The following is a 22,502-nucleotide window of genomic DNA, read 5'->3' on the forward strand; positions in this document are numbered from 1 at the left end:
ATACCCTGAGAATTATTCGGCTGATTTCGTCGGGATATGAGTATCCCTCCGCACGGATTGTGCCTCAGGGTACTCCTACCCTGAGGAATGCACAGCACAAAAAAATAGCCCGAACACAAAGGCTCGGGCTTGCAAGGGGTAAGTAGAAAGCGAAAGATTAATTGTCCTTAGGGGAGTTCAAAGGATACTGTGTATCTTCTTTGGGAGCTACCTGAGGAGCGTGCTCTTGCGCGTATTTCTCGTAATTGAGGTCTTTTTCCGAAACTTTCGTCGTGACAGGTTCCAACACGGCTTCCACGTGTTTTTCAACCGTAAATTTCACCGCATCAACGGCAGCTTGGGTACGGAGGTAATACATACCTGTTTTCAAGCCTTTCTTCCACGCGTAGAAGTGCATCGATGTAAGTTTTCCGTAGTTGGCATTTTCCATGAAAATATTCAACGACTGCGACTGACAAATGTACGCCCCACGGTCAGCGGCCATATCCACAATCGTCTTTTGTTTAATTTCCCAAGCCGTTTTGTAAAGGTCTTTGAGGTGTTGTGGGATTTCGGCGATTTTTTGAACCGAACCGTTGTGCATCATCAACTTGTTCTTCATCGAATCGTTCCACAAACCTTCTTTTACGAGGTCTTTGAGAAGGTATTTATTAACAACCACAAACTCACCCGACAATACGCGACGAACGTACAAGTTAGAAGTAAATGGTTCAAAACATTCGTTGTTGCCCAAAATTTGACTGGTAGAAGCCGTTGGCATTGGCGCTAACAAAAGCGAGTTGCGAACGCCGTGTTTCACCACATCCTTACGAAGTTGTTCCCAGTTCCAACGACCACTCTTAGGAGTAACGTTCCACATATCAAATTGGAAAGTACCTTGTGAAATTGGAGAACCTTTCCACGTTTCGTAAGCACCATCTTTTTGGGCCAACTCCATTGAAGCGACCAAAGCGCCGTGGTAAATGGTTTCGTGAATGTCTTCGTTGAGACGGCGGGCTTCTTCTGATTCAAACGGCATACGCATCAACAAGAACGCATCGGCCAACCCTTGGATACCAATCCCGATAGGACGGTGGCGTTTGTTACTGCGTTCTGCTTCTGGGATAGGGTAGTAGTTGAGGTCAATGATTTTGTTGAGGTTGCGGGTCACCACTTTCGTGATTTCAAACAACTTCTCGTGGTTGAAATGCAAGAAACCATCCGTACCTTGTTCTACAAACTTAGGCAACGAAATCGACGCCAAGTTACAAACCGCTACTTCTTCAGGAGAGGTAAACTCCATGATTTCGGTACACAAGTTCGACGACTTGATGGTACCCAGGTTCTTTTGGTTCGATTTGCGGTTGGCGTGGTCTTTATAAAGCATGTATGGCGTCCCTGTCTCAATTTGCGACTCCATAATCGCAAACCAAAGGTCTTGGGCTTTCACCGTTTTGCGGGCTTTGCCATCGCGTTCGTATTGGGTATATAACGCCTCAAACTCGTCGCCATAAGTATCTGCTAATCCTGGGCATTCGTGAGGGCAAAGCAACGACCATGAGTCATTGGCTTCTACGCGCTTCATGAACAAGTCAGGAATCCACATGGCATAGAACAAATCGCGGGCGCGGAGTTCTTCTTTTCCGTGGTTTTTCTTCAATTCTAAGAAATCAAAAATATCGGCGTGCCAAGGCTCCAAATAAATCGCAAACGAACCTTTACGCTTACCACCACCTTGGTCAACGTAACGTGCCGTATCGTTGAATACGCGCAACATTGGTACAATACCGTTGGAGTTACCGTTTGTGCCTTTGATGTAGCTACCTTTTGCACGAATGTTATGAATACTTACCCCAATTCCCCCCGCCGACTGCGAAATAAGTGCGCATTGCTTGAGGGTGTCGTAGATACCCGCAATGCTATCCTCTTTCATCGTCAGCAAGAAGCAGCTCGACATTTGTGGCTTCGGTGTTCCTGCGTTGAAAAGTGTAGGAGTGGCGTGTGTAAACCATCTTTCTGAAAGTAAGTTGTAGGTTTCAATTACCGAGTCCAAATCCTCTAAGTGAATCCCTACCGCTACCCGCATCAACATGTGCTGAGGGCGCTCGGCGATTTTGCCGTTTACTTTCAAAAGGTATGATTTCTCCAGCGTTTTATACCCAAAGTAGTCGTAGCCGTAGTCGCGGTCGTAAATAATGGTTGAGTCGAGCAAAGCGGCGTGCTTGCGAATGACGTCATAAGCTTCTTTCGAAATCAACGAAGCATTCTCACCCGTTTTGGGATCGGTATAAGTATAAAGTTGCTTCATCGTTGCTGAGAACGATTTCAGCGTGTTTTTGTGCAAATTGGAAATAGCAATACGCGCGGCCAAGATGGCGTAATCGGGGTGCTTGGTGGTCATGGAAGCGGCGGTTTCGGCGGCTAACACGTCCAATTCGGCTGTAGTTACACCGTCGTAAATACCAGATACCACTTTTTTTGCTACTTCAATTGGTTGAACGTAAGCAGCTTCCAGTCCGTAGCACAACTTCTCTATGCGGGAAGTGATTTTATCAAATTTGACCGATTCACGGCGGCCATCGCGTTTAACAACATACATAGGTACTTCGTATTTTTATTGGGGTTATCTTCTGTTTGGTACTGATTTGGTTTGAAAAGCACAATTCACTTTTGCACGTGCCCAAAAGAGCACCTGAAAGGGCAAATAGCTTGTCATTGGTTTTGCGAAATTACAAACGTTTTATGAGTGACCCTAATCAAAAAAAACGATGCTGGCTCACATCTTATACTGTCGTATAGTGTTCAGAAATTAGTAACGAATTTGCTATTAGCGGGTTACGAGTCTCTTGGTTAGGGCATTCAATTTTGAAAAATCAAGAAAAAAAATACAAAAATTTAAGAGAGTATCGTAGCCCATTAAATCGCTATGTTTGGAGCTTTTCGTGGTACAATTTACGACGAACCTTTGGCTTCATTCAACTTTTCAGGAGATTTTTTTTTGAGGAATTTATCAAACGGTATTTTCTCCCCATTTATTAGGCATATTAAAAGGAGGTGCTATACCGTATCGTACCGCCAAAGGGGAAAAACGTCTCCTTTTTTAAATTCATTTTGGTCGCTTGGTAGTTCCAAAAACCCTTGATTTTCAACGAGATTGGCAAAGTCTCCTGAGCCGTGCCCAGTCACGGGGCGTGCCATAAGCGTTGCTTTGTCTTGGTATATTTGAACTTGTAAAAAGTAAGTTAAATTGGAAGTGTAAGTATAATTTTCGTCAAGAACGGCATACGTATTGTCAAAAGTTGATAGCCCTAATGACTGGCGTAACCACGGAATAAAATACCGTCTCGCGCACAGAAACGATGAAACGGGATTGCCTGGGAGAGCGAAGACAACGTTGCGGTCTTTTCGTCCAAACCAGAACGGTTTTCCAGGTTGCTGGCTCAGTTTATGGAAATATTTCTGCACGCCTTCGGCTTGAAGGGCTTTTGGAATAAAATCTTTTTTCCCTTGCGATACCCCACCGCACAAAATGAGGACGTCGTATTGTTGTAGGGCTTGTTGAATGGTCTGTTGTGTGGTGGCCAAGTCGTCGGGAATGTGAATAAAATCCACCTCGATTTGGTACGGCTTGAGCAAAGTGGCGATGCAGTGTACATTGGAACTCCGAATCTGGTGAGGAAGCGGCGTAGCTTCAACGGGCACCAGCTCGTCGCCTGAAGTAATAATCACCACCGACGGCAGTTTTTTTACCATCACTTCTGTGGCTCCAACGCTGGCAGCAATGGCGATTTCGGGTGGACCTAAAAACGTGCCTGCGGGAACAATAGCGGCACCCGCTCTGCGGTCTTCGCCCCGAAAGTGGACATTTTGTTTCTCGCGAACGGTAAATTTAAGCTGGGCTACTCCATTTTCGATTGTCACGTCTTCGTATTTGATAACCGTGTCGGTGTGGATGGGAAGCGAAGCCCCCGTCATTACCTCAATACAAGCGGTAGCATCTTGGAGCGTGTGCTGTACGTCGCCCGCAGTTTGGGTACTTTCAATCCGAAAGGTACGTTGACCGTTTTGGAAACTTTGCCATTGAATCGCAATCCCGTCCATCGTCACGCGGTCGAAAGGAGGAAAATCGCGGTCGGCTACGAGCGGTTCGGCCAGTACACGGCGATAGGCGTCAGTAAAAGCAACGGCCTCGGTACCGTAGTCGAGGGTATTTTCTAAAATAATGCGCGTGGCATCGTTTACAGATGTCAAGTCCATGTTCAATAAATCAATCGCGTTCGTGAATAGGGGTTGTGCGGAGGCGCAAGGCTTCTCCCGTACGCTGGGAAAAAACGGCCCGTATCTCGGCTAAAACTGACAAAGCAATTTCTTCTGGCGAAATAGCGCCTATGTCCAAACCTACGGGAGCGTGAATTCGTTCGCTTTCGGCTTTTGAAATAACAATCCCTTCGTCAGAAAGTTCTTTAAGAATTTTTTCGGAACGGACTTTGGGTCCTAACATCCCCACGTAACTCGCCGCCGTTTGTAGCACTTTGGGAAGGTTGTATTTGTCCGTCTTAAAATCGTGCGACATGAGAATAATAGCCGTGTGTTCGTCAATTAAAATGGTGCTAAAATCGGCTGGGGTAACAATCGCATTGGTAACAGCCACCAATTTAGACATCAGTTTCTGAGGATTGGCAACGATGGTTGTCCGCCAACCGATTTCTTTGGTAAGACGAGCCAATGGTAGCACATCGTATTGGTGACCCATCAATACAAGGTGAATTTCTGGAGGAAGAATTTCGATGAACAATTCAAGCGTTCGGCCGTCGGGGAGGTCAAACGCCTTGGGACGAGAACGCCCTTTTTCGGCATACACCTCTATCGTATGGGTAAGTTCTGCCTGAAGGCTTGAGTTGTCCAAAAATGCAATACTTTCAGGGCCTGTATAACGGAGCATTGTTCCTGCTTGTAAGCCTTGGTAGTCGTCTTCTAACCCAATCACAGTCAGTAGAATATGCGTCTGACGGCGCTCGTTCATGCAGCTTTTGAGAATTTCAACGGGATTATTAGCATCCTCAAACGAAAGGGGAGTCAATAAAACGTCAATGACCCCGTTGCAGCCCAATCCCACGCCAATCTGGTGCTGGTCGTCTTCGGTGGTGTCGTAAGTCACTAGGCTCGCTTGCGATTTGGCAATGGCGAGGCGTGCTCGCTTGAGGGCATCGCCTTCTAGGCAGCCCCCACTGATGCCACCTACCCACACGCCGTCGTCCATGACAAGCATACGGGCACCCGTACGACGATACGACGACCCTTCGACGCGCACAACGGTGGCGAGGGCGGCTTTGGTAGTGCTTCGGTCGATGCCGTCGTAGGCTTCGATGATGGCTTTGATTTCTTTCATGTTAACGTGCTAATTTATCTTAGTAAGAGCCACAACAAAAATAGAGGATTCCCAATTCCCGCCAATGATATTCGTTAGCATTGGTCAAATTCGTTCCCGATATTTGTGGCCAAAGCAATTATTAACAAACCGAGAATGAAGACAATTGTTGTGTATTGTGGGGCAAACGCGGGCAAGCGACCTGAGTATTTTCAAGCAGCCGAGGAAGCTGGACGTGCGTTGGCCAACCGAGGGATAAGTCTGGTCTATGGAGGAGGAAATCTGGGGCTGATGGGGGCCGTTGCTGATGGGGTATTGGCAGGCGACCAGAAAGTAACGGGAATTATCCCTAATTTCTTGGCCGAATTAGAAGTGGCGCACAAAACGCTCACCGAAATTCATTTTGTGGACACAATGCACGAGCGCAAAGCCAAAATGGTTTCCATGTCAGACGGAGTCATTGCGCTTCCTGGTGGCTTCGGAACCCTCGACGAGTTGTTTGAAATTCTGACGTGGACGCAGTTGAAAATTTTTCATGGGCCAGTCGGGGTATTGAATGTCAATGGTTTCTACAATCACTTATTAGCTCACATCGACCACATGGTGGAAGAAGGTTTTTTAAAAGCGGAAAATCGTGAGTTGTTGATAGTGGCGGATAACATAGAGGAATTATTGGATAAAATGATGGCGTTTGAACGGAAGGAAACTAAGCTTGAGTTGAAGAATATTCAGCAGGGATAAAGAGTCAATCAAAATGCTCAAAAATATGTCAGAGATGAAGCTAAAGTCCTTTACGATTAAAGGATACAAATCAATAAAATCAATTGAAAATTTTGAACCGAAACCTATTAATATTTTAATAGGGCCTAACGGAGCGGGGAAAAGTAACTTCATTTCTTTTTTTAAGTTTTTGAGTTGGATACTGAATTCTGATGGCAAGCTTCAAGAGCATGTGGCTTATTTGGGGGGAGCGAACGATATTTTGCACGATGGGGCCGAGATGACAAAAACAATCGAGGCCGATTTAGTCGTTGAAACGGAAAATTGGGTAAACGAATATTCTTTTGGCTTAATGTTTGCCCGACCTGATAAATTAGTGTTTCGTGAAGAAAAGCATCGGTCTTCGGCCAAAAACAAAAAAAAACAAGCAAATTGGGTTAGCCTTGGCGTGGGTCATGAAGAAGCAAGACTACCTCAAACACTTTCCCCTTATGCTGATACGATTCTTAATCTGCTTAGAAAATTGGTTGTATATCAATTTCATAATACCAGTGATACTGCGCCCATGCGTTTGAAATGGTCGGTGGCAGATGGTAGGGGGCTTAAACAAAACGGGGAAAATTTGGGAAGCTTTTTGTATCGTATTCAACAACAAGAGCGACCTTATTATTTGCGAATTGTCAAATATATTCGATTGGTTTTGCCCTTTTTTGATGACTTTGATTTATACGAAGAGTTTGGTCAAATTCTACTGCGTTGGAAAGAAAAAGGGACGAACAAAGTTTTTAATGTTGGACAAGCCTCCGATGGTATGCTACGAACGATTGCTTTGATTAGCCTATTGGCGCAAAATCCTAAAGATTTACCTGCCGTATTGTTCTTGGACGAACCCGAGTTAGGCTTACACCCAAGTGCAATCGATGCGGTTGCAGGCTTGATAAAGGTTGCTTCTAAACATTGCCAAGTATTTGTGGCCACGCAATCTATTAGCCTTGTGAATAACTTTGAGCTAGATGATTTGGTGGTGATTGAACGAAAAGGCCGTAGTTCTGAATTTCATCGGCCAGATTCAGACAGTTTAGAAGTATATCTTGAAGAGTTTTCTACGGGACAAATTTGGGAGAAAAATATCATAGGAGGAAGACCATGAAGTTCGTAAATATTATAGTTGAAGGAAGCACTGAAGAGGCTTTTGTAAATGATGTGTTAGTAAAGCATTTTTCTTCGTTTAATATTTTTATCTCTGCTCGAAAGATTAAAACAGGTTGGGATAAACTAAACAATAAACCAGCTAAAGGAGGTTTACTAAAATATAACAAGTTTAGGGGCGATGTCCAGAAATGGATTGTATCTGACAGGGGCCGTGCCGACACATTTTACACAAGCTTTATTGATTTGTATGCTTTTCCAAAAGATTCGGAAAGCCCTTATACAAAAGACTTACAAAGTATTGAAAATCCATATCAAAAAGTGGAAGCGCTAGAATCGGCTATTGCTACTGATATCAATCACCCCAATTTTATTCCTTATATACAATTACATGAGTTTGAGGCATTCCTTTTAGCTAGTCCAGATAGGTTGCTAGGAATGTATCCTGATGAACAAACTGCTATTGGTAGGTTGACAAAAGAGATTGCTTTGATGCCTCCTGAAGAAATCAATGAATCTCCCCAAACAGCTCCTTCTAAACGAATCATTCGTTACATTCCCGATTATGAAAGTCAAAAAGCTCAAGTCGGGCCAATGGTGGCAGAAGATATTGGCTTAACCCTATTACGGGAAAAATGTCCTCACTTTGGTGAGTGGATAACAAAATTGGAATCGGTTTAATTTTAGCATTATAAAACAAGTCCCGTTGGTTTCTCAAAACCAACCCGAGGACGCTCAAATCTTCGTTTTTAATCAAAAATAAAGAGAAACATGTCAAAAATAGTGCAAGATATACTGGCAGGTGTGGCTACTTTGTCGGTTCAGGGAGATGTGACGATTGCCATTACAGGCATCGAATTTGACTCTCGAAAAGTAACCTCAGGAAGCTTGTTCGTAGCTCAGAAAGGAACGCAAGTCGATGGGCATCAATTTATCCCGAAAGTCATTGAAATGGGCGCAGCAGCAGTGCTTTGTCAAGATATTCCAACAGAATTGGCCGACGGTGTCGTCTATATACAAGTGGAGGATTCTGCCCGCGCCATGGGCCAAATCGCGTCTAATTTCTACGATAATCCTTCTTCTAAACTTAAACTGGTCGGTGTAACAGGAACTAACGGAAAGACATCGTCCGTGACGTTGTTGTTCAAACTATTCCGCCAATTAGGGCATCGGGTTGGGTTACTTTCAACGGTGCAAAACCAAATTGACAACGATATTATTCCGTCCACCCATACGACGCCCGATTCAGTCAAAATCAATGAGTTGTTGGCCGAAATGGTTCGTCGCGGGTGTTCATATTGCTTTATGGAAGTAAGTTCACATGCGGTGGCACAGGAACGCATCGCGGGGCTGACGTTTGCGGGAGGAATCTTTACCAATATCACCCACGACCACCTTGATTTCCACAAAACGTTCGATAACTACATCAAAGCCAAAAAAGGATTTTTTGACCAGTTGCCTAAAACGGCCTTTGCACTCGTCAATATCGACGACCGCCGTGGGGGCGTAATGGTGCAGAATACCGCCGCCCGTAAAGAAACTTACTCGCTCCAAACCGTGGCGACGTTTAAAGGAAAACTCATTGCCGATAGCCTTTTCGGGCTTCAAATGGACGTGGACGGCCAAGAAGTTTGGTTTAAATTGATTGGAAAATTCAATGCCTACAACCTATTAGGCGTATATGGTGCGGCTATTTTGTTGGGCGAAGATACCGAACAAGTACTGACGGCGCTGTCGGCAGTTACGCCGCCACCAGGTCGTTTTGAGCAGGTGGTTAGCGCCACAGAAGTTGTTGGGATCGTGGATTATGCCCACACGCCCGATGCCTTGCAAAACGTTCTCGAAACCATCAACGAACTTCGCGAAGGCGACCAACAGGTAATTACCGTAGTAGGCTGTGGCGGAAATCGGGATGCGACCAAGCGCCCCGAAATGGCGCGAATTGCCTGCGAATTGAGCAATAAAGTGATTTTAACGTCGGATAATCCGCGCAACGAAGACCCTTTTGCGATTTTAGAGCAAATGCAGGCAGGCGTTTCACCCGTTGATTTTAAGAAAACCAAAACCATCGAAGACCGCCGCGAAGCCATTCGATATGCAGTGTCGTTGGCCCAGCCGCATGACATCATTTTGGTGGCGGGCAAAGGCCACGAAACTTACCAAGAAATCAAAGGTATAAAGCATCATTTTGACGATAGAGAAGAATTACGGGCGGCGTTTGAGTAACCAGCCAATGTAAAAATTTTGTAACTTTACGTAAGTTCAGAAAAGGAGAAACGCTATGGCCACTACAACACAAACCATTCCCCAAAGCCTTATTTACGAAGAGTTTGGCGGTCGTGTCTATTATCGCAAAGGATACCGTAAAGTATTGTTAGGACTCAAAACGGAAGAAGAAATTATGGGAAGTAGTATTTTTCAATCGCTTATTATTCAGGCTTTTGTCTTCTATTTGAAGTCCATTCTTCCTAAAAAAACGTTTTGGGTTCCTACCAATGAAGCAGGATTGCATTTATACCGAAGTAAAAATTTTGCAAACGACATCGCAATAATAGAAAAATCTAAGCTTGTAGATCCTGTTTCTGACAAATACAATGCTGTCCCTCCTAAATTCATTATCGAAGTGGATGTGAAAATTGATGCTAAAGCCGAAAATGAGGAAGAAGGTGGGACGGAAGCGGATTATATTCTTCAAAAATCGCAAGAATTGTTGACTTTTGGGGTGGAGGGAATTGTATGGATTTTGACGAAAAGTCGTCAAATTTTGGTGATACGTACCCACAAAAATGTAGAAGTATATGCTTGGAGCGAGAGCGTTCCGCTGTTTGATGACTATACGTTTTGCTTGCAACAAATTTTAGAAGACGAAGAGATTTTGCCAGTTACATAAAGGTTTTAGGGGGCATTTAATCTCCTAAAACCTCCCTTTCCACAAAAAACATCCCTTTCTCTCCGCGATTTTTGATGTCTTTTTTGCCACGGTCGGAGCAAATAAAATGCGATTTGACCAGCTCGTACGTACCTTCCGAAATATTGACTTTGCCAGGAAGGCTCGCTGATTCCATGCGAGACGCAATGTTGACGGTATCCCCCCAAAGGTCGAAGGCAAATTTCTTCTCCCCCACAATTCCTGCCACTACTTCCCCCGTGTGAATCCCGACGCGGGCTTCAAAAAAAGGCAAATTTTCGTGGAGCCGTTGCTGTTTGCGGGCTTCGATAAACTCTTGGAGCTCAAGCGCTGCCCGTACGATGCGCACGTGAGCGTCGGAGTCAGGCACGGGTACGCCACCTGCGGCCATGTAGGCATCGCCGATGGTCTTTATTTTTTCAATCTTATTGTTGCCCATAATTCGGTCAAAACGCTTGAAACAATAGTCCAGCTCGGCGACCAGTTCTTGGGGCGGGAGTTTTTCGGCCAAAAACGTAAAGCCCACAAAATCAGAGAACAATACGCTTACTTCTTCGTAATGCTTTGCTTCGGCGGCACCGCTTTTCTTGAGCTCGTCGGCTACTTCTTTGGGCAGAATGTTGAGCAGTAGGTATTCCGATTTGTTTTTTTCTTCCTCAATAATTTTAGAATATTTTTTGACATTAAGCAGGCTTCGGTAAATGCCAAGAGCGACTACCAAAACTCCCAGTACTACCACAATCAGTAAATTTCGTTGGCTTTGTTGAAGTTCGACTTCTGCTTCTTGCCGTCGAAGTTGGTCTTCTTTTTGGGTCAGGATTTTTTGTTGGTCGCTGATTTTGAGGGAGTCAATGACTTTGGCAAACGAAATAGAGTCGAGCAGTTGTTTTTGGCGCAAGAGTGTCAATTGGATTTTCATTTGTTCCTCAGTCATGAGTTTGAGGCTTTGGTTGCGGACAACAAGCTGCGAATCCAGAAAGTGCTGTTGAACATCCAACGCCTTTTTTTGTTGGTCGAGGGCGTCGATTTGAGAGGATAAATTTTGATTTTTCCACTCTAAAAATTGCTTTTCGTTTTCTACTTTTTTCTTCTCTTCCGAAACTTTGTCTTTTTCCTTTGAAACGGCTTCTAACTCTTTATTTTTTTTGTTGCCGAAAAGCCGCCACCCCTTTTTTTTCGTCGTAGCTGAGTCGGTTTTGCTCTTTTGTGCTGCTAAAGGGTGAGTAAGTGTCAATACCAATAACAATATCCAAAGACGTCTTTTCATAATGTATGGATTACCTAAAGGACTCAAGCGTCGTTTTTAATTGTTCATCAATTGCTTCAATGGCAGTTTGGTAGCCGATTTCAACGATTTTTTCGTACGATTTCCAATCTATGATGCCAAAATTGCTCACATTGGGGTTGATGTACAGGTCGCAGTAGGGCTTGTATTGATTGGCTTTAAAATCACTAGAAATGGTGGTTGACTGAAAAATCACGGACATCATATTGGGCATTCTCGTTCCCGTACTTTGCCCCATGACCCGCCCTTTGAACGCTTGCCATGTACCACCTGATTGGTAATCTTCGTTTTTTTGAAGCGTACGCTGCACGTTCATATCGACCGAAATTACTTTGCCCACCCCCTGCGCCAGCATAACATCTACGGGCGTATTATTAAAAATTCCACCATCCACCAGCAAGCCTTCTTCGTCAATCACTGGGGGTAAAATACCTGGCAGCGAGATGCTGGCCCGTACGTATTTTCGCAATTTTCCCGCTTGGTGAATCATGGCTTCGGCTTTGGTGAGGTTGCTAGAAATACAATAAAAATTGCGCCACAAATCTTCGATTTCGACGTCACCGCAATATTTTTCTAAAATCTCTTCCACTTTCTTGCCTTTAATGAGCGAAAAATAGGGGATTAGGTTAAAATCAGCCGTCGGATTTTTTCCCTCTACGTAGATTTTACGCATCACTTTGTCAAGCGTTTCGGCAGAATGCCCCATGGCAATAAAACTGCCAATGATAGAGCCCATGCTCGTTCCCCCCACAAAATCGACGGGAATACCACGTTCTTCCAAGGCGCGATACACCCCCACATGCACAAAGCCCCGCGCTCCGCCTCCCGATAGCACCAACCCGACGGATTGGCCCGTGAGGTAGCGTCGAATGCGCTCAACGTCGGAGGGGTTATCTTGTTCTACGTGGAAATGCCGCTGAACTCGCCTGCTTCGTAGCCAACTGGAGGTCTTGGTCGGAAAATCAGCCATGGGAGGATGAAGCAGCACCAGCGTTTTGTTGACACTTGAGGGGCCTGTATATAACAAGGCCATTTCGGCAGCGCTCGGTCCTGAGCTGTATTGACTTTCAGAAATAATTAGCACTTTATCCGCCTGACGAACGCAGCGTTTGGCCCATTCGCTGGTGAGGGTGTCGGCCTCGTAAAAAACATAATTGTATTGAGCTTCTTGTTCATCGAGCCAATTACTGAGCAGTCGGTAATTAGCCACGTCCGTTTTTTCTACATTCGCAATGTGTGGGTCGTTAAAGTGCTGGCTAATCCGCTCAATGGATAAATAGGAACAACTTGCCTTTGGGTGAAGTGCTTTGAAAACGGCCTGGCAAAATGCTTTTTCGGCGGGAGAATGATGCAAACAAATGAGGGCAACGTTGGTGATTTTGTAGTTCGTTTTTTTGGAAAGATTTTGCCGATTTAGTCGCTCAATAATCAAATTGGTGATGTTGAGAACGACTTTGGGTGACACCATGATGATTTTTTCAAAGGCGGCTTTACTGATTTTTACCAAAACAGAATCGCGGATGGCGACGATACTCGCACTGCGCGGAGACTCAGTAAAAATCCCCATTTCTCCCACCGTTTCTCCTGGCGGAATTTCACCCAAGGGGATTTCTGACCCGTCGTCGGTCGGAACATACGCCCGTAGCCGTCCGCTGAGTACGCCATACAAACAATCTGCTTCATCGTTTTTATGGAATAAAATTTCTCCCCCCGCTATTTCTTTCCATTCTAATAAATCAACGACTGATTCAAAAACATCCATTGGGAGTTCTCCAAAAATGCGGGTCAGCGTAATTTGGAGTAATTCGTAGTAAACAGCTTTTTGCATAGTCAAATATATCCCTAACTTCAATGATAGTCAAGCGAAGAGTATATATTTCTGGTAGAGTAAATCGCACTATAAAGCATGTGTTGAAATAAAATCAAATTAGCATAACAAACGCGTAGGTCGTAACTTTGCGCTTTCGCAGAAGATTTCGAAAACTCACCAATGACTCACCTACCACTTTCTGAATTAGCCCAACGATTTAAGGGCGAACTGTACGACGATACCACCATGCGAACGCTCTACGCTACCGACGCGTCGGCGTATCGTGAGATGCCGCTGGCCGTGGCGATTCCGCAGGACATTGAGGATTTAAAAGTGCTTATCCGTTTTGCAAATACCCATAAAACTTCCCTCATTCCGCGTACGGCTGGAACGTCGTTGGCGGGGCAAGTGGTTGGAAATGGCATCGTGGTCGATGTATCGCGGACGTTTACGAAGATTTTGGAAATCAATGCCGAAGAACGCTGGGTGCGCGTGCAGCCAGGCGTCGTTCGCGATGAGCTAAACATGGCGTTGAAGCCTTATGGATTGTACTTTGGCCCCGAAACTTCTACTGCAAACCGCGCGATGATTGGCGGGATGGTGGGAAACAACTCTTGCGGGTCTAACTCAGTGGTGTATGGCTCCACGCGCGAACATTTGTTGGAAGTGAAGGCCCTGCTTGCCGATGGGAGTGAGGCTACATTCGGCTCTTTAAGCTCAAATGGGGGAATTACTTCTTTCCCCACGGAAGGTTTAGAAGGAGCTATTTATGCCAAGACGTTTGAAATTCTTTCAGATACTGAAAATCAGGAAGAAATTCGTAAAAACTTCCCGAAAAAGTCAATTGAACGCCGAAATACGGGCTACGCGCTGGATATGCTCTTGGATTCTGTTCCCTTTGGAGGAACGGAGCCTTTCAATATGTGTAAGTTGATTGCGGGTTCGGAAGGAACGCTTTGCTTTTTGACCGAAATAAAGTTGAACATTATTCCGCCGCCGCCCAAAGCGCAAGGCTTGGTGTGTGTTCACTTTGATACCATCGACGACGCGCTTCATGCCACCCTCACGGCGCTAAAATACAAACCACAGGCCGTTGAGCTGATTGATAATTACATTTTGGAATGCGCGGCTGAAAACCCCGAACAAAGCAAAAACGCGTTTTTTGTTCAGAAAAAAGCGGACGGTTCATATCCCATTATTTTGGTGGTGGACGTGTCTCAAGATACCAAAGAGGAGGTAGAACGGGTAGCGGCAGCTTTGATTGAGGATTACAAAAAGGAAGGAAAAGGGTTTCATTATCCGCTCCTCCATGCCGATGATACGAAAAAGATATGGACGTTACGGAAGGCGGGTTTGGGTCTTTTGGCCAATCTCCCTGGCGATGAAAAGGCCGTGGCCGTGATTGAAGATACGGCTGTGGATGTACAAGACCAACCGTATTTTATTCGTGATTTTAACGAAATTTTGCACAAAAACGGCATGTCAGCGGTGCATTATGCGCACGCAGGTTCGGGAGAAATTCACCTTCGCCCCATCATTAACTTAAAAACCAAAGAAGGCCACCGCCAATTCCGAATGATTGCGGAGGAGATTGCTACTTTGGTGAAAAAATACGATGGCTCGCTATCGGGAGAGCACGGCGATGGGCGTTTGCGGGGCGAATTTATTCCGCAAATGGTGGGAGAAAAAAATTACACGTTGTTTAAAGAGCTTAAACGTGCGTGGGATCCTAATGCGATTTTTAACCCAGGGAAAATTGTGGATACGGTGCCAATGGATACGTTTTTGCGCTACGAAGCTGACCAACAAACGCCTGATGTTAAAACGTATTTCCGCTATCCAAACCAAACCATACTCCAACACGCCGAGCAGTGTAATGGCTCGGGCGACTGCCGCAAAACGCAGTTATCGGGTGGAACGATGTGTCCTAGTTTTATGGCCACGCGCAACGAAAAGGACACCACCCGCGCTCGGGCTAATATATTGCGTGAGTTTTTGACGCACAGTTCCACAACCGCTAATGGCGGTTTTAGGGATGATAAAAATACCTCCATTGGGGGCATGGAGGCTGTCAAAGAAGTATATGATTTGTGCTTGGCCTGCAAAGGTTGCAAAGGTGAATGCCCGTCGAACGTGGACGTTGCCAAACTGAAAATGGAGTTTTTACAACACTACTACGATACCCATGGCGTACCGATGCGTTCATGGTTGGTGGGTAATTTCTCCAAAATGACGGGTATTGCGAGCTACGTGCCTTGGGCGTACAATTTGGTGTTCAAAAATGCTCCTTTACGCCGTATTGCCAATCAGGTGGTTGGTTTTCACCCCGACCGAACCATGCCGTTGTTGCATAGCACGACTTTGAAGAATTGGGCAAAGGGCAGAGGGCAAAGGGCAGGTAGCAAAGTATATCTTTTTTGTGATGAATTTACCAATTATAACGACGTCGAGATTGGTAAAAAAGCCATTCAATTGTTGGAAAAACTGGGGTACGAAGTGGTGATTCCTGAACACGGGCCGAGTGGGCGTCCACAGTTGTCGAAGGGGTTATTGAAAGATGCCAAAAAAATTGCGGAGCAAAATGTGCAGCTGCTCAAAGGGTTAATTTCAGACCAAACACCATTGGTGGGAATTGAGCCGTCGGCTATTTTGACGTTCCGCGATGAATATCCTGATTTGGTGAGTGAGGAATTGGTCGAGGATGCCAAACGTTTGGCTAAAAATGCTTTACAATTTGATGAGTTCATCGCCCGCGAAATCGACGCCAAACGCATTACTAGCAAGCAATTTACCGAAGAACCCAAACGCATAAAACTGCACGGTCATTGCCAGCAGAAAGCCATTGCCTCAATGGTGCCGACGAAAAAAATGCTTTCGTTGCCTAAAAACTACGAAGTGCAGTTGATTCCGAGTGGCTGTTGTGGAATGGCAGGAAGTTTTGGCTACGAAAAAGAACATTACGACTTGTCGATGAAAATCGGAGAAATGGTGTTGTTCCCTACCGTACGTCAGCAACCAGAAGAAGTGGTTATTGCGGCGCCAGGGACAAGTTGTCGTCATCAAATTCATGATGGAACGGGCCGTCATGCGCTGCACCCAGTAGAAATTTTGTGGGAAGCATTGCGCTAAAACAAAAAATGGCAAACCGAGAATCTCACCGCTACAACCACTTACCCTTGCTTCGGTCAAGACCTGGGGGATTCAATGGGAGCTGGTAGTTCCGATTTGCCGATGCAAAATTAGGAAATTGTGAAGAGAGATGCAAAAAGTTAATTGTTAATCGTCGATAGCTAATCGTTAATTGCTTGATAATTATACTTTTAAATTTTATAAAAATTCGATTTTCTATGGATTATAGGCTAAAAACAATGGACTAACTGATGAAAAAATGGATAGAAGCGGCGCGTTTACGGACGTTGCCTTTGGCGTTATCGAGTATTCTAATGGGGTGTTTTTTGGCCGCAGCACACCATCAATTTAGCTGGACAGTGGCTATTTTGGCGGTTGTAACCACCGTTTGTTTGCAAGTACTTTCCAACTTTGCCAATGACTACGGCGATGCCGTAAACGGAAAAGACACCGAAGCGCGGCAGGGGCCTCAGCGGGCGGTACAGTCGGGAGCGATTTCGGCTAGTTCGATGCGAAACGCCGTGATTTTGTTTTCGGTAGTATCGCTGGTAAGCGGAATTGGGCTGTTGTACGAAGCCCTCAAAGATGCTACATGGCAGTCGTTTTTGGCCTTTTTGGGGTTGGGTATTCTCGCCATCATTGCGGCCATTACCTACACCGCAGGCAAGCGTCCTTATGGCTATGAAGGGCTGGGAGATTTGTCCGTGCTTATATTTTTTGGATGGGTAGGAGTGTTGGGCGTGTATTATTTGCATACCAAAACTTTTGATCCAACGTTGTTATTACCCGCCACAAGTTGCGGACTATTTGCCGTGGGTGTATTGAATATTAATAACATCCGAGACATCGAATCTGATACTTTGACGGGCAAGCGTTCGGTACCTGTGCGTATCGGTCGTGACAAAGCGATTATGTATCATTGGATACTATTGACGGTCGGAATGCTGGCTAGTATTGCCTATTTACTGCTCACGGAATGGACATGGAGTCAGTGGGTGTTTGTACTTAGCTTTCCGCTTTTTGTGAGGAATGGTCTTGCCGTTAGCCGACTGACAAACCCAAGAGAGCTAGATCCGTACCTAAAACAGATGGCGCTTTCCACATTGCTTTTTGTCTTGTTATTTGGAATAGGATTTTGGATAGGATAATTTACTTTTCGACATAAATATTTTAGGGGTCATGTTGGCTAGGCGTCTAAAAATCGGTAGTTTTGGCAAGCCAATCCCAATATTCATCAAACTTTTTTTACGTATTGCTATGAAGCAACGCTCAACTTTTATGTTTGTTTTTGCCTGTATTATGGCATTTACTCATGTTTTGAAAGCTCAAAAAACTGCCGCGGAGTATTTTGAAGAAGGTGTTAATAAAAGTAAATCTGGCGATTTTGTGGCCGCTCTTCAAGCCTTTAATTTGGCTATTACGATGAGCCCAGAAAACGCCCCTAGTTACTACAACCGCGCCATGGCGAAGGCGAATCTGAAAGACCACCGTGGGGCAATTTTAGATTTTGACCGTTCTATCGAATTAAATCCTAAGTATTCGGACGCGTACCTCTACCGTGGATCGAGCAAAGCCAAACAAGATGATTTCCGCTCTGCTATCCAAGACTTTTCACGGGCTATTGAATTGAACCCTGATGATCCACAAGGCTATTATCAACGCGGAGTAAACCGTGCTCGTGTAGAAAACTACCGTGGAGCGCTGCAAGATTTGAACCGTACGATTGAATTAGAGCCAAACAACGCAGGAGCGCTTTTTGCCCGTGGTACGGTCAAGACAAAATTGGAAGATTATACAAGTGCTTTGGTTGATTTCTCTCGTGTGTTGGATTTGACACCCAAAAGCCCATCGGCATTGTCAGGACGTGGTTACGTAAAAATCAAATTAAATGATTTTGCGGGTGCTGTGAACGATTACAGCAAAGCCATCGAATTGAAACCAGAGGATGCTGAGTCGTTCTACAACCGTGGTTTTTCTCGTAGCAAACTAGAAAAATACGAAGAAGCCATTGTTGATTTTGACCAAGCGATTCGCCTTGACCCACAAAACCACCGTGCTTATTACGGACGTGGATTTAGCAAAAGCAAATTGGGCAACCAACGCGATGCAATCTCGGATTTGAACAAGGCAGTTGATATTAACAACACCCCTACCGATACAAAAGTGGTTTATATGGGAAGCATTAGCCGCTCGATTTTGGACCAGCTTCGTGAAGTAGTGCAAGAAAAAAATAAAATTAACGAACTTTCGACTGAACGTTCGGAGGCATTTTTTGCGCGGGGAGTTGGTAAAAACAAACAAGGCGATGGCAAAGGTGCGATTATCGACTTGAACAAAGCAATTGAGTTTAACCCTACTTACGCAGAAGCATATTTTACGCGTGGTATGATTAAGTCTGCCATTGGCGACCAAAGAGGAGCTATCCAAGATTGTACAAGTGCCATCAAATTGAGCCCTAAACACGCAGAAGCATATTACGTTCGTGGTTTAATCAAACACAGTCTTGGCGACGAAAATAGCGGCTGCTTAGATTTATCGAAAGCGGGTGAATTAGGATATACGCAGGCTTACAAAGTAATCAGCGACTACTGTAACTAATTCCCAAATACGGTTAGTTGTAAGCACTACCAACAAAAAAGGCCTTGGCGAACGCCAAGGCCTTTTTTGTTGGAAAACCATTTATTCAAAACGTAAGTGTTTTACCGATTCGCCTGAGCTGGCTAGTTCCACCAAGGAGTCGATGCCAAGCTGAAGGTGACGGTTTACAAACTGAGAAGTTACTTTTTTATCGCTCTCTTCGGTTTTTACACCCTCAGGAACGAGTGGGTTGTCAGAAACCAACAACAATGCACCATGAGGGATTTGGTTGACAAACCCAACGGTAAAGATGGTCGCCGTTTCCATGTCAATCGCCATAGCTCTGATTTCGCGAAGGTATTCTTTAAACGTTTCGTCGTGTTCCCAGATTCGGCGGTTGGTGGTATAGACCGTACCTGTCCAGTAATCTAACTCGTGTTTTTTAATCATGGACGACACGGCGCGCTGCAAACGAAAAGATGGCAACGCAGGAATCTCTGGTCGCATGTAATCGTTGCTTGTTCCTTCGCCGCGAATGGCCGCAATGGGAAGTACCAAGTCTCCGATTTGCGTTTTTTTCAATCCACCACATTTTCCCAAAAATAGAACTGCTTTGGGATTGATGGCCGACAACAAATCCATGACAGTAGCCGCCATGGCGCTGCCCATCCCAAAGTTAATGATGGTGATATTATCGGCGGTTGCGGTTTGCATGGCACGGTCGCGACCATACACTTCGACCCCGTACTTGTCGGCAAACATTTGTACGTAATTGATGAAGTTGGTCAACAAAATGTATTCTCCGAAGACCTCCAGCGGAGTTCCTGTGTAGCGTGGGAGCCAATTTTCTACGATTTCTTCTTTGCTTTTCATTGGTTTTGTGTTGATTTTTGGGGAGAATAGGTTAAAAAAAAGATTTGTAAGATGCCCTTACAAATCCTCCTCTGTATGGTTGAGCTAAATTTGCCCCCCTTTGATTACAAAGTTACGAAAATTGCGGGAAAACCTCATATCTTCGACGTAATTCGGCGTAAGTACCTGCTTATCACGCCCGAAGAGTGGGTGAGGCAGCACGTCTTGCACTGGTTGATAGGCCATCATCAGTACCCAAAATCCTTGATTCGTACCGAAAGTGGCTTACAGTACAACCAACTGGCCAAGCGCACCGATATTCTGGTGTACGACCGCTCGGGTGCGCCTTTTTTGTTGGTGGAGTGTAAGGCCGTTCACATTCCGCTGACGGATGCCGTCCTCGACCAAGCCATTCGCTACAACGCCGTGCTGAAAGCGCCCTATTTGCTCATTAGCAATGGACTTGAACATTTATTGTTTGAAATAAAAGAAGGAGAAGCTAACGCGCTAGAAATAATCCCGTCTTTTGAATAAGATAACTCATTGGATTTTATTGTTTTATCAAATGTTTTCGGATGCTTTCGGTGGGAGTATGAACGCGTAATACGTACGTGCCCGAAGGCCCTTGAATAGGAATGCTGACGGTGGTTAAATCTCCCGATAAGTACTGAAACTTACTGGTAATTAGCTTGCCATTGAGGTCAAAAACTTCCGCCAAAATTTCCATTGGACGCGGAGCTTTAAAGAGAAGACGGGCGTCGTTAACAAAAGGATTGGGCGCTACTTCGACTGTTACTTCGTGGATGGGAGTAGGGTCAACGGCGGTGAGCGTACCGGGTATGTTCATGTCCATCCAGGCGAGGCGTTGCGTGAGCCATTGTTTGAGTTCAAGGACTTCGCCCGTCCAAGTGCTTGGAATGGGTGTAGGATTGGGCCAAATATATTGGCCCAAAACGGGCCACCGCTGAAAATTCCGCTGTTGTGCTTCTTGAAGAACAGTCGCTAGTGAGTCAATATACGACATAAGCGTTTCGGTTTTCCAAGCACCTTTGCGCATTCGTTGGTATTCGTCGTTGAGTTCGGTGACATAAGTGGGGTCTTCGAGCATTCGTTTCCAATGAAAAGGTACTTGCCAGCTATCTCTAGGACACACATTTCCGAATAAATATGCCCAGCCGTAAGTAAGTGGGGCTTCGCAATAGTCAGCATTCCCAAAGGCCAAGTCGTAGTCCCAAGCGGGGCCTGCTTTTATTTTCCCCCCTTTGCTGTCGCGGTCTTTGTGAAAAAACGTACTGATGCGGTAGCCGTCCACGTTGCGGGCTACTTCATTGACCAGAAAAATGCGGGCAAACGAAAGTCCATCATAAAACCGACGATAGCCTACTTGAGGGTCTCTGAACTGAGTACCATTTAAAGCCGCTTCGGCACTATCTACTTTGGCAATGAGGTATGATTTTTGGTTGGGAGTAATTTCGTCAAAATCGGGGTATTCGTACAAATACTGGATACGGCCACTGTAGTTGACTTTAGAAAACCAGCCTATCGACCCGCCCGAACCCGTTGGTTTGTCAACCTTAAAAATATAGCCACCCGTAAGCGCATCGCCGCTGTTGTCTTGGTCCGATAACTTGGTAATGTTCAATCGCCCGTTGACCCGTTTGATTTTTTCCATAAGAACATACACCCCTTCGTAGCGCCCATTGACGATGACTTCGACGAACTGCGTACGGCTGGCATACATCCCCAAATCGCGCGCCATTTTCATGGCGAGAACGTTGTGTAAAAGGCTTTTTTCGTTGTAAGAAGCAAACAAAATCCAGTCTTCCTCTTTGGGCATACCAAACAGCGCTACTTCTTTGCCGTCGCCTTTTTCGTTCCGAAATTCAAAACCGTACGATTTTTTGGGAAAAAGCTGAGAAGATGACCCACGAAATTCAATGCCTGCGATGCCTTGGTAAACGTTGGCCGCATCTGAGGGGCCTGTTCGTTGGGCAGGACCGTTGTAAATAATTCTCATTTGCGCGTTGATTTTGGGCGAATCCACAATCAACTGCCCTTGGGTATCAATAATGACGAGGGGCAAATTGGAGGTCACAAGGTTTTGGGCTGACACCACCGCACAAAAAAATAAATTCAACACCATCCCAAGCCAAGTTCTCATATTTACAATCTTTTTGTTTCAGTTACGTTTTTAAAGAGCCACAAAAGCGAGCGTTTTTAACGCTAAGTTCGATTATTAAAAAAACATTGAAAACTACAAAAAAATATCAATAACGCTATGGAAACGGAAGCAACGACGATTGACCGAAAAGAGTTTTTTCGCCTAGTGGGGGTAAGCTTTGGCGCTATCGTACTTCAACAGTGTTTGTCGGGATGTAATACGGGCGCTAGTCCCGACCCCAATCCGACGACTCCCACTGATTTTTCAGTGAACGTCAATAATGGTACATTTACGGCCTTGCGCAATGCAGGAGGCTTTGTCCGAACCAACGGAGTAATCATTGCACGCACGCAGCAGGGTGGGTTTATCGCAGTTTCGCAAGCTTGTACGCACGAAGGAACGGCGGTCAACTACATTGTCTCAAACAATACTTTTCTGTGCCCCAATCACGGCTCAGTGTTTTCGAGCGAGGGAGAAGTGCAAACGGGGCCAGCCACTAAGCCGTTGACGCGCTATAAAACCTCGTACGACCCCTCGACGGGCGATATTCGTATTTACCCTTAG

17 protein-coding genes are annotated in these 22,502 nt (G+C 45.3%); 10 read left to right on the forward strand and 7 right to left on the reverse strand.

Annotated features, from left to right (window positions below):
• Window positions 1–157: 157 nt before the first annotated feature.
• The 3 genes from K339_RS33445 to K339_RS0111265 form a co-directional block, all read right to left on the reverse strand.
• A complete protein-coding gene (locus K339_RS33445; RefSeq protein WP_037300175.1) occupies window positions 158–2,578 on the reverse strand; it encodes a ribonucleoside-diphosphate reductase subunit alpha in 2,421 nt (806 codons plus the stop codon).
• A 458-nt stretch (window positions 2,579–3,036) separates the two neighbouring features.
• Window positions 3,037–4,236: a molybdopterin molybdotransferase MoeA gene (locus K339_RS0111260; RefSeq protein WP_051397954.1), complete on the reverse strand. Its 1,200-nt coding sequence runs from the start codon at window positions 4,234–4,236 to the stop codon at window positions 3,037–3,039.
• A gap of 10 nt (window positions 4,237–4,246) precedes the next feature.
• Window positions 4,247–5,368, reverse strand: coding sequence for an XdhC family protein (locus K339_RS0111265; protein ID WP_028523658.1), 1,122 nt, complete (start codon window positions 5,366–5,368; stop codon window positions 4,247–4,249).
• A gap of 135 nt (window positions 5,369–5,503) precedes the next feature.
• Here K339_RS0111265 and K339_RS0111270 point away from each other — a divergent pair, with 135 nt between their 5' ends.
• The 5 genes from K339_RS0111270 to K339_RS0111290 all read left to right on the forward strand — a co-directional run bounded on the left by K339_RS0111270 (window position 5,504) and on the right by K339_RS0111290 (window position 10,106).
• The gene (locus K339_RS0111270) at window positions 5,504–6,088 is read left to right on the forward strand and encodes an LOG family protein (protein ID WP_028523659.1); all 585 of its coding nucleotides are present in this window, start codon (window positions 5,504–5,506) and stop codon (window positions 6,086–6,088) included.
• 34 nt (window positions 6,089–6,122) lie between these two features.
• The gene (locus K339_RS0111275; protein WP_037300524.1) at window positions 6,123–7,217 is read left to right on the forward strand and encodes an AAA family ATPase; all 1,095 of its coding nucleotides are present in this window, start codon (window positions 6,123–6,125) and stop codon (window positions 7,215–7,217) included.
• Window positions 7,214–7,897, forward strand: a complete 684-nt coding sequence (locus tag K339_RS0111280; protein WP_028523661.1) for a DUF4276 family protein — start codon at window positions 7,214–7,216, stop codon at window positions 7,895–7,897. Before K339_RS0111275 ends, K339_RS0111280 begins: the two co-directional genes overlap by 4 nt.
• Before the next feature lie 90 nt (window positions 7,898–7,987).
• Entirely contained in the window at window positions 7,988–9,442 is a 1,455-nt protein-coding gene (locus K339_RS0111285; RefSeq protein ID WP_028523662.1) for a UDP-N-acetylmuramoyl-L-alanyl-D-glutamate--2,6-diaminopimelate ligase, read from the forward strand.
• Window positions 9,443–9,497: 55 nt separating this feature from the next.
• Window positions 9,498–10,106 carry a PDDEXK family nuclease gene (locus K339_RS0111290; protein ID WP_028523663.1) on the forward strand — a complete coding sequence of 203 codons (609 nt, stop codon included), beginning with the start codon at window positions 9,498–9,500 and terminating at the stop codon, window positions 10,104–10,106.
• Window positions 10,107–10,122: 16 nt separating this feature from the next.
• On the opposite strand, the gene K339_RS35915 is transcribed toward K339_RS0111290, so the two are convergent.
• Together K339_RS35915 and K339_RS33455 are read right to left on the reverse strand one after the other, a co-directional pair.
• The gene (locus K339_RS35915; protein WP_084332189.1) at window positions 10,123–11,391 is read right to left on the reverse strand and encodes an adenylate/guanylate cyclase domain-containing protein; all 1,269 of its coding nucleotides are present in this window, start codon (window positions 11,389–11,391) and stop codon (window positions 10,123–10,125) included.
• A 10-nt stretch (window positions 11,392–11,401) separates the two neighbouring features.
• On the reverse strand, window positions 11,402–13,237 hold the full coding sequence (locus tag K339_RS33455) for a patatin-like phospholipase family protein (RefSeq protein WP_051397957.1): 1,836 nt from the start codon (window positions 13,235–13,237) through the stop codon (window positions 11,402–11,404).
• A 162-nt stretch (window positions 13,238–13,399) separates the two neighbouring features.
• Between K339_RS33455 and K339_RS0111305 the strand changes: the two genes are divergently transcribed.
• The 3 genes from K339_RS0111305 (at window position 13,400) to K339_RS0111315 (ending at window position 18,946) form a co-directional block, all read left to right on the forward strand.
• Complete coding sequence (locus K339_RS0111305) at window positions 13,400–16,348, forward strand: FAD-binding and (Fe-S)-binding domain-containing protein (protein ID WP_028523664.1); 2,949 nt, start codon at window positions 13,400–13,402, stop codon at window positions 16,346–16,348.
• Between the two features lie 251 nt (window positions 16,349–16,599).
• Window positions 16,600–17,496, forward strand: coding sequence for a 1,4-dihydroxy-2-naphthoate polyprenyltransferase (locus tag K339_RS0111310; protein ID WP_028523665.1), 897 nt, complete (start codon window positions 16,600–16,602; stop codon window positions 17,494–17,496).
• 109 nt (window positions 17,497–17,605) lie between these two features.
• Window positions 17,606–18,946: a tetratricopeptide repeat protein gene (locus K339_RS0111315; RefSeq protein ID WP_028523666.1), complete on the forward strand. Its 1,341-nt coding sequence runs from the start codon at window positions 17,606–17,608 to the stop codon at window positions 18,944–18,946.
• 81 nt (window positions 18,947–19,027) lie between these two features.
• On the opposite strand, the gene K339_RS0111320 is transcribed toward K339_RS0111315, so the two are convergent.
• Window positions 19,028–19,798 (reverse strand): AMP nucleosidase, encoded by a 771-nt coding sequence (locus tag K339_RS0111320; RefSeq protein WP_028523667.1) that lies wholly within the window; start codon window positions 19,796–19,798, stop codon window positions 19,028–19,030.
• Between the two features lie 75 nt (window positions 19,799–19,873).
• Between K339_RS0111320 and K339_RS0111325 the strand changes: the two genes are divergently transcribed.
• Complete coding sequence (locus tag K339_RS0111325) at window positions 19,874–20,311, forward strand: type I restriction enzyme HsdR N-terminal domain-containing protein (RefSeq protein ID WP_028523668.1); 438 nt, start codon at window positions 19,874–19,876, stop codon at window positions 20,309–20,311.
• Between the two features lie 16 nt (window positions 20,312–20,327).
• On the opposite strand, the gene K339_RS0111330 is transcribed toward K339_RS0111325, so the two are convergent.
• Entirely contained in the window at window positions 20,328–21,938 is a 1,611-nt protein-coding gene (locus K339_RS0111330) for a CotH kinase family protein (RefSeq protein WP_051397958.1), read from the reverse strand.
• Window positions 21,939–22,055: 117 nt separating this feature from the next.
• Here K339_RS0111330 and K339_RS0111335 point away from each other — a divergent pair, with 117 nt between their 5' ends.
• On the forward strand, window positions 22,056–22,502 hold the full coding sequence (locus K339_RS0111335; protein WP_037300179.1) for a QcrA and Rieske domain-containing protein: 447 nt from the start codon (window positions 22,056–22,058) through the stop codon (window positions 22,500–22,502).

This window comes from Runella limosa DSM 17973 (assembly GCF_000482465.1).
GTDB lineage: Bacteria > Bacteroidota > Bacteroidia > Cytophagales > Spirosomataceae > Runella > Runella limosa.

What these genes read in the sequence shown, in the direction of transcription:
- K339_RS33445 (WP_037300175.1), bottom strand. Translation starts at nt 2,578, where the DNA reads ATGTATGTTGTTAAACGCGATGGCCGCCGTGAATCGGTCAAATTTGAT.
- K339_RS0111260 (WP_051397954.1), bottom strand. Translation starts at nt 4,236, where the DNA reads ATGGACTTGACATCTGTAAACGATGCCACGCGCATTATTTTAGAAAAT.
- K339_RS0111265 (WP_028523658.1), bottom strand. Translation starts at nt 5,368, where the DNA reads ATGAAAGAAATCAAAGCCATCATCGAAGCCTACGACGGCATCGACCGA.
- K339_RS0111270 (WP_028523659.1), top strand. Translation starts at nt 5,504, where the DNA reads ATGAAGACAATTGTTGTGTATTGTGGGGCAAACGCGGGCAAGCGACCT.
- K339_RS0111275 (WP_037300524.1), top strand. Translation starts at nt 6,123, where the DNA reads ATGAAGCTAAAGTCCTTTACGATTAAAGGATACAAATCAATAAAATCA.
- K339_RS0111280 (WP_028523661.1), top strand. Translation starts at nt 7,214, where the DNA reads ATGAAGTTCGTAAATATTATAGTTGAAGGAAGCACTGAAGAGGCTTTT.
- K339_RS0111285 (WP_028523662.1), top strand. Translation starts at nt 7,988, where the DNA reads ATGTCAAAAATAGTGCAAGATATACTGGCAGGTGTGGCTACTTTGTCG.
- K339_RS0111290 (WP_028523663.1), top strand. Translation starts at nt 9,498, where the DNA reads ATGGCCACTACAACACAAACCATTCCCCAAAGCCTTATTTACGAAGAG.
- K339_RS35915 (WP_084332189.1), bottom strand. Translation starts at nt 11,391, where the DNA reads ATGAAAAGACGTCTTTGGATATTGTTATTGGTATTGACACTTACTCAC.
- K339_RS33455 (WP_051397957.1), bottom strand. Translation starts at nt 13,237, where the DNA reads ATGCAAAAAGCTGTTTACTACGAATTACTCCAAATTACGCTGACCCGC.
- K339_RS0111305 (WP_028523664.1), top strand. Translation starts at nt 13,400, where the DNA reads ATGACTCACCTACCACTTTCTGAATTAGCCCAACGATTTAAGGGCGAA.
- K339_RS0111310 (WP_028523665.1), top strand. Translation starts at nt 16,600, where the DNA reads ATGAAAAAATGGATAGAAGCGGCGCGTTTACGGACGTTGCCTTTGGCG.
- K339_RS0111315 (WP_028523666.1), top strand. Translation starts at nt 17,606, where the DNA reads ATGAAGCAACGCTCAACTTTTATGTTTGTTTTTGCCTGTATTATGGCA.
- K339_RS0111320 (WP_028523667.1), bottom strand. Translation starts at nt 19,798, where the DNA reads ATGAAAAGCAAAGAAGAAATCGTAGAAAATTGGCTCCCACGCTACACA.
- K339_RS0111325 (WP_028523668.1), top strand. Translation starts at nt 19,874, where the DNA reads ATGGTTGAGCTAAATTTGCCCCCCTTTGATTACAAAGTTACGAAAATT.
- K339_RS0111330 (WP_051397958.1), bottom strand. Translation starts at nt 21,938, where the DNA reads ATGAGAACTTGGCTTGGGATGGTGTTGAATTTATTTTTTTGTGCGGTG.
- K339_RS0111335 (WP_037300179.1), top strand. Translation starts at nt 22,056, where the DNA reads ATGGAAACGGAAGCAACGACGATTGACCGAAAAGAGTTTTTTCGCCTA.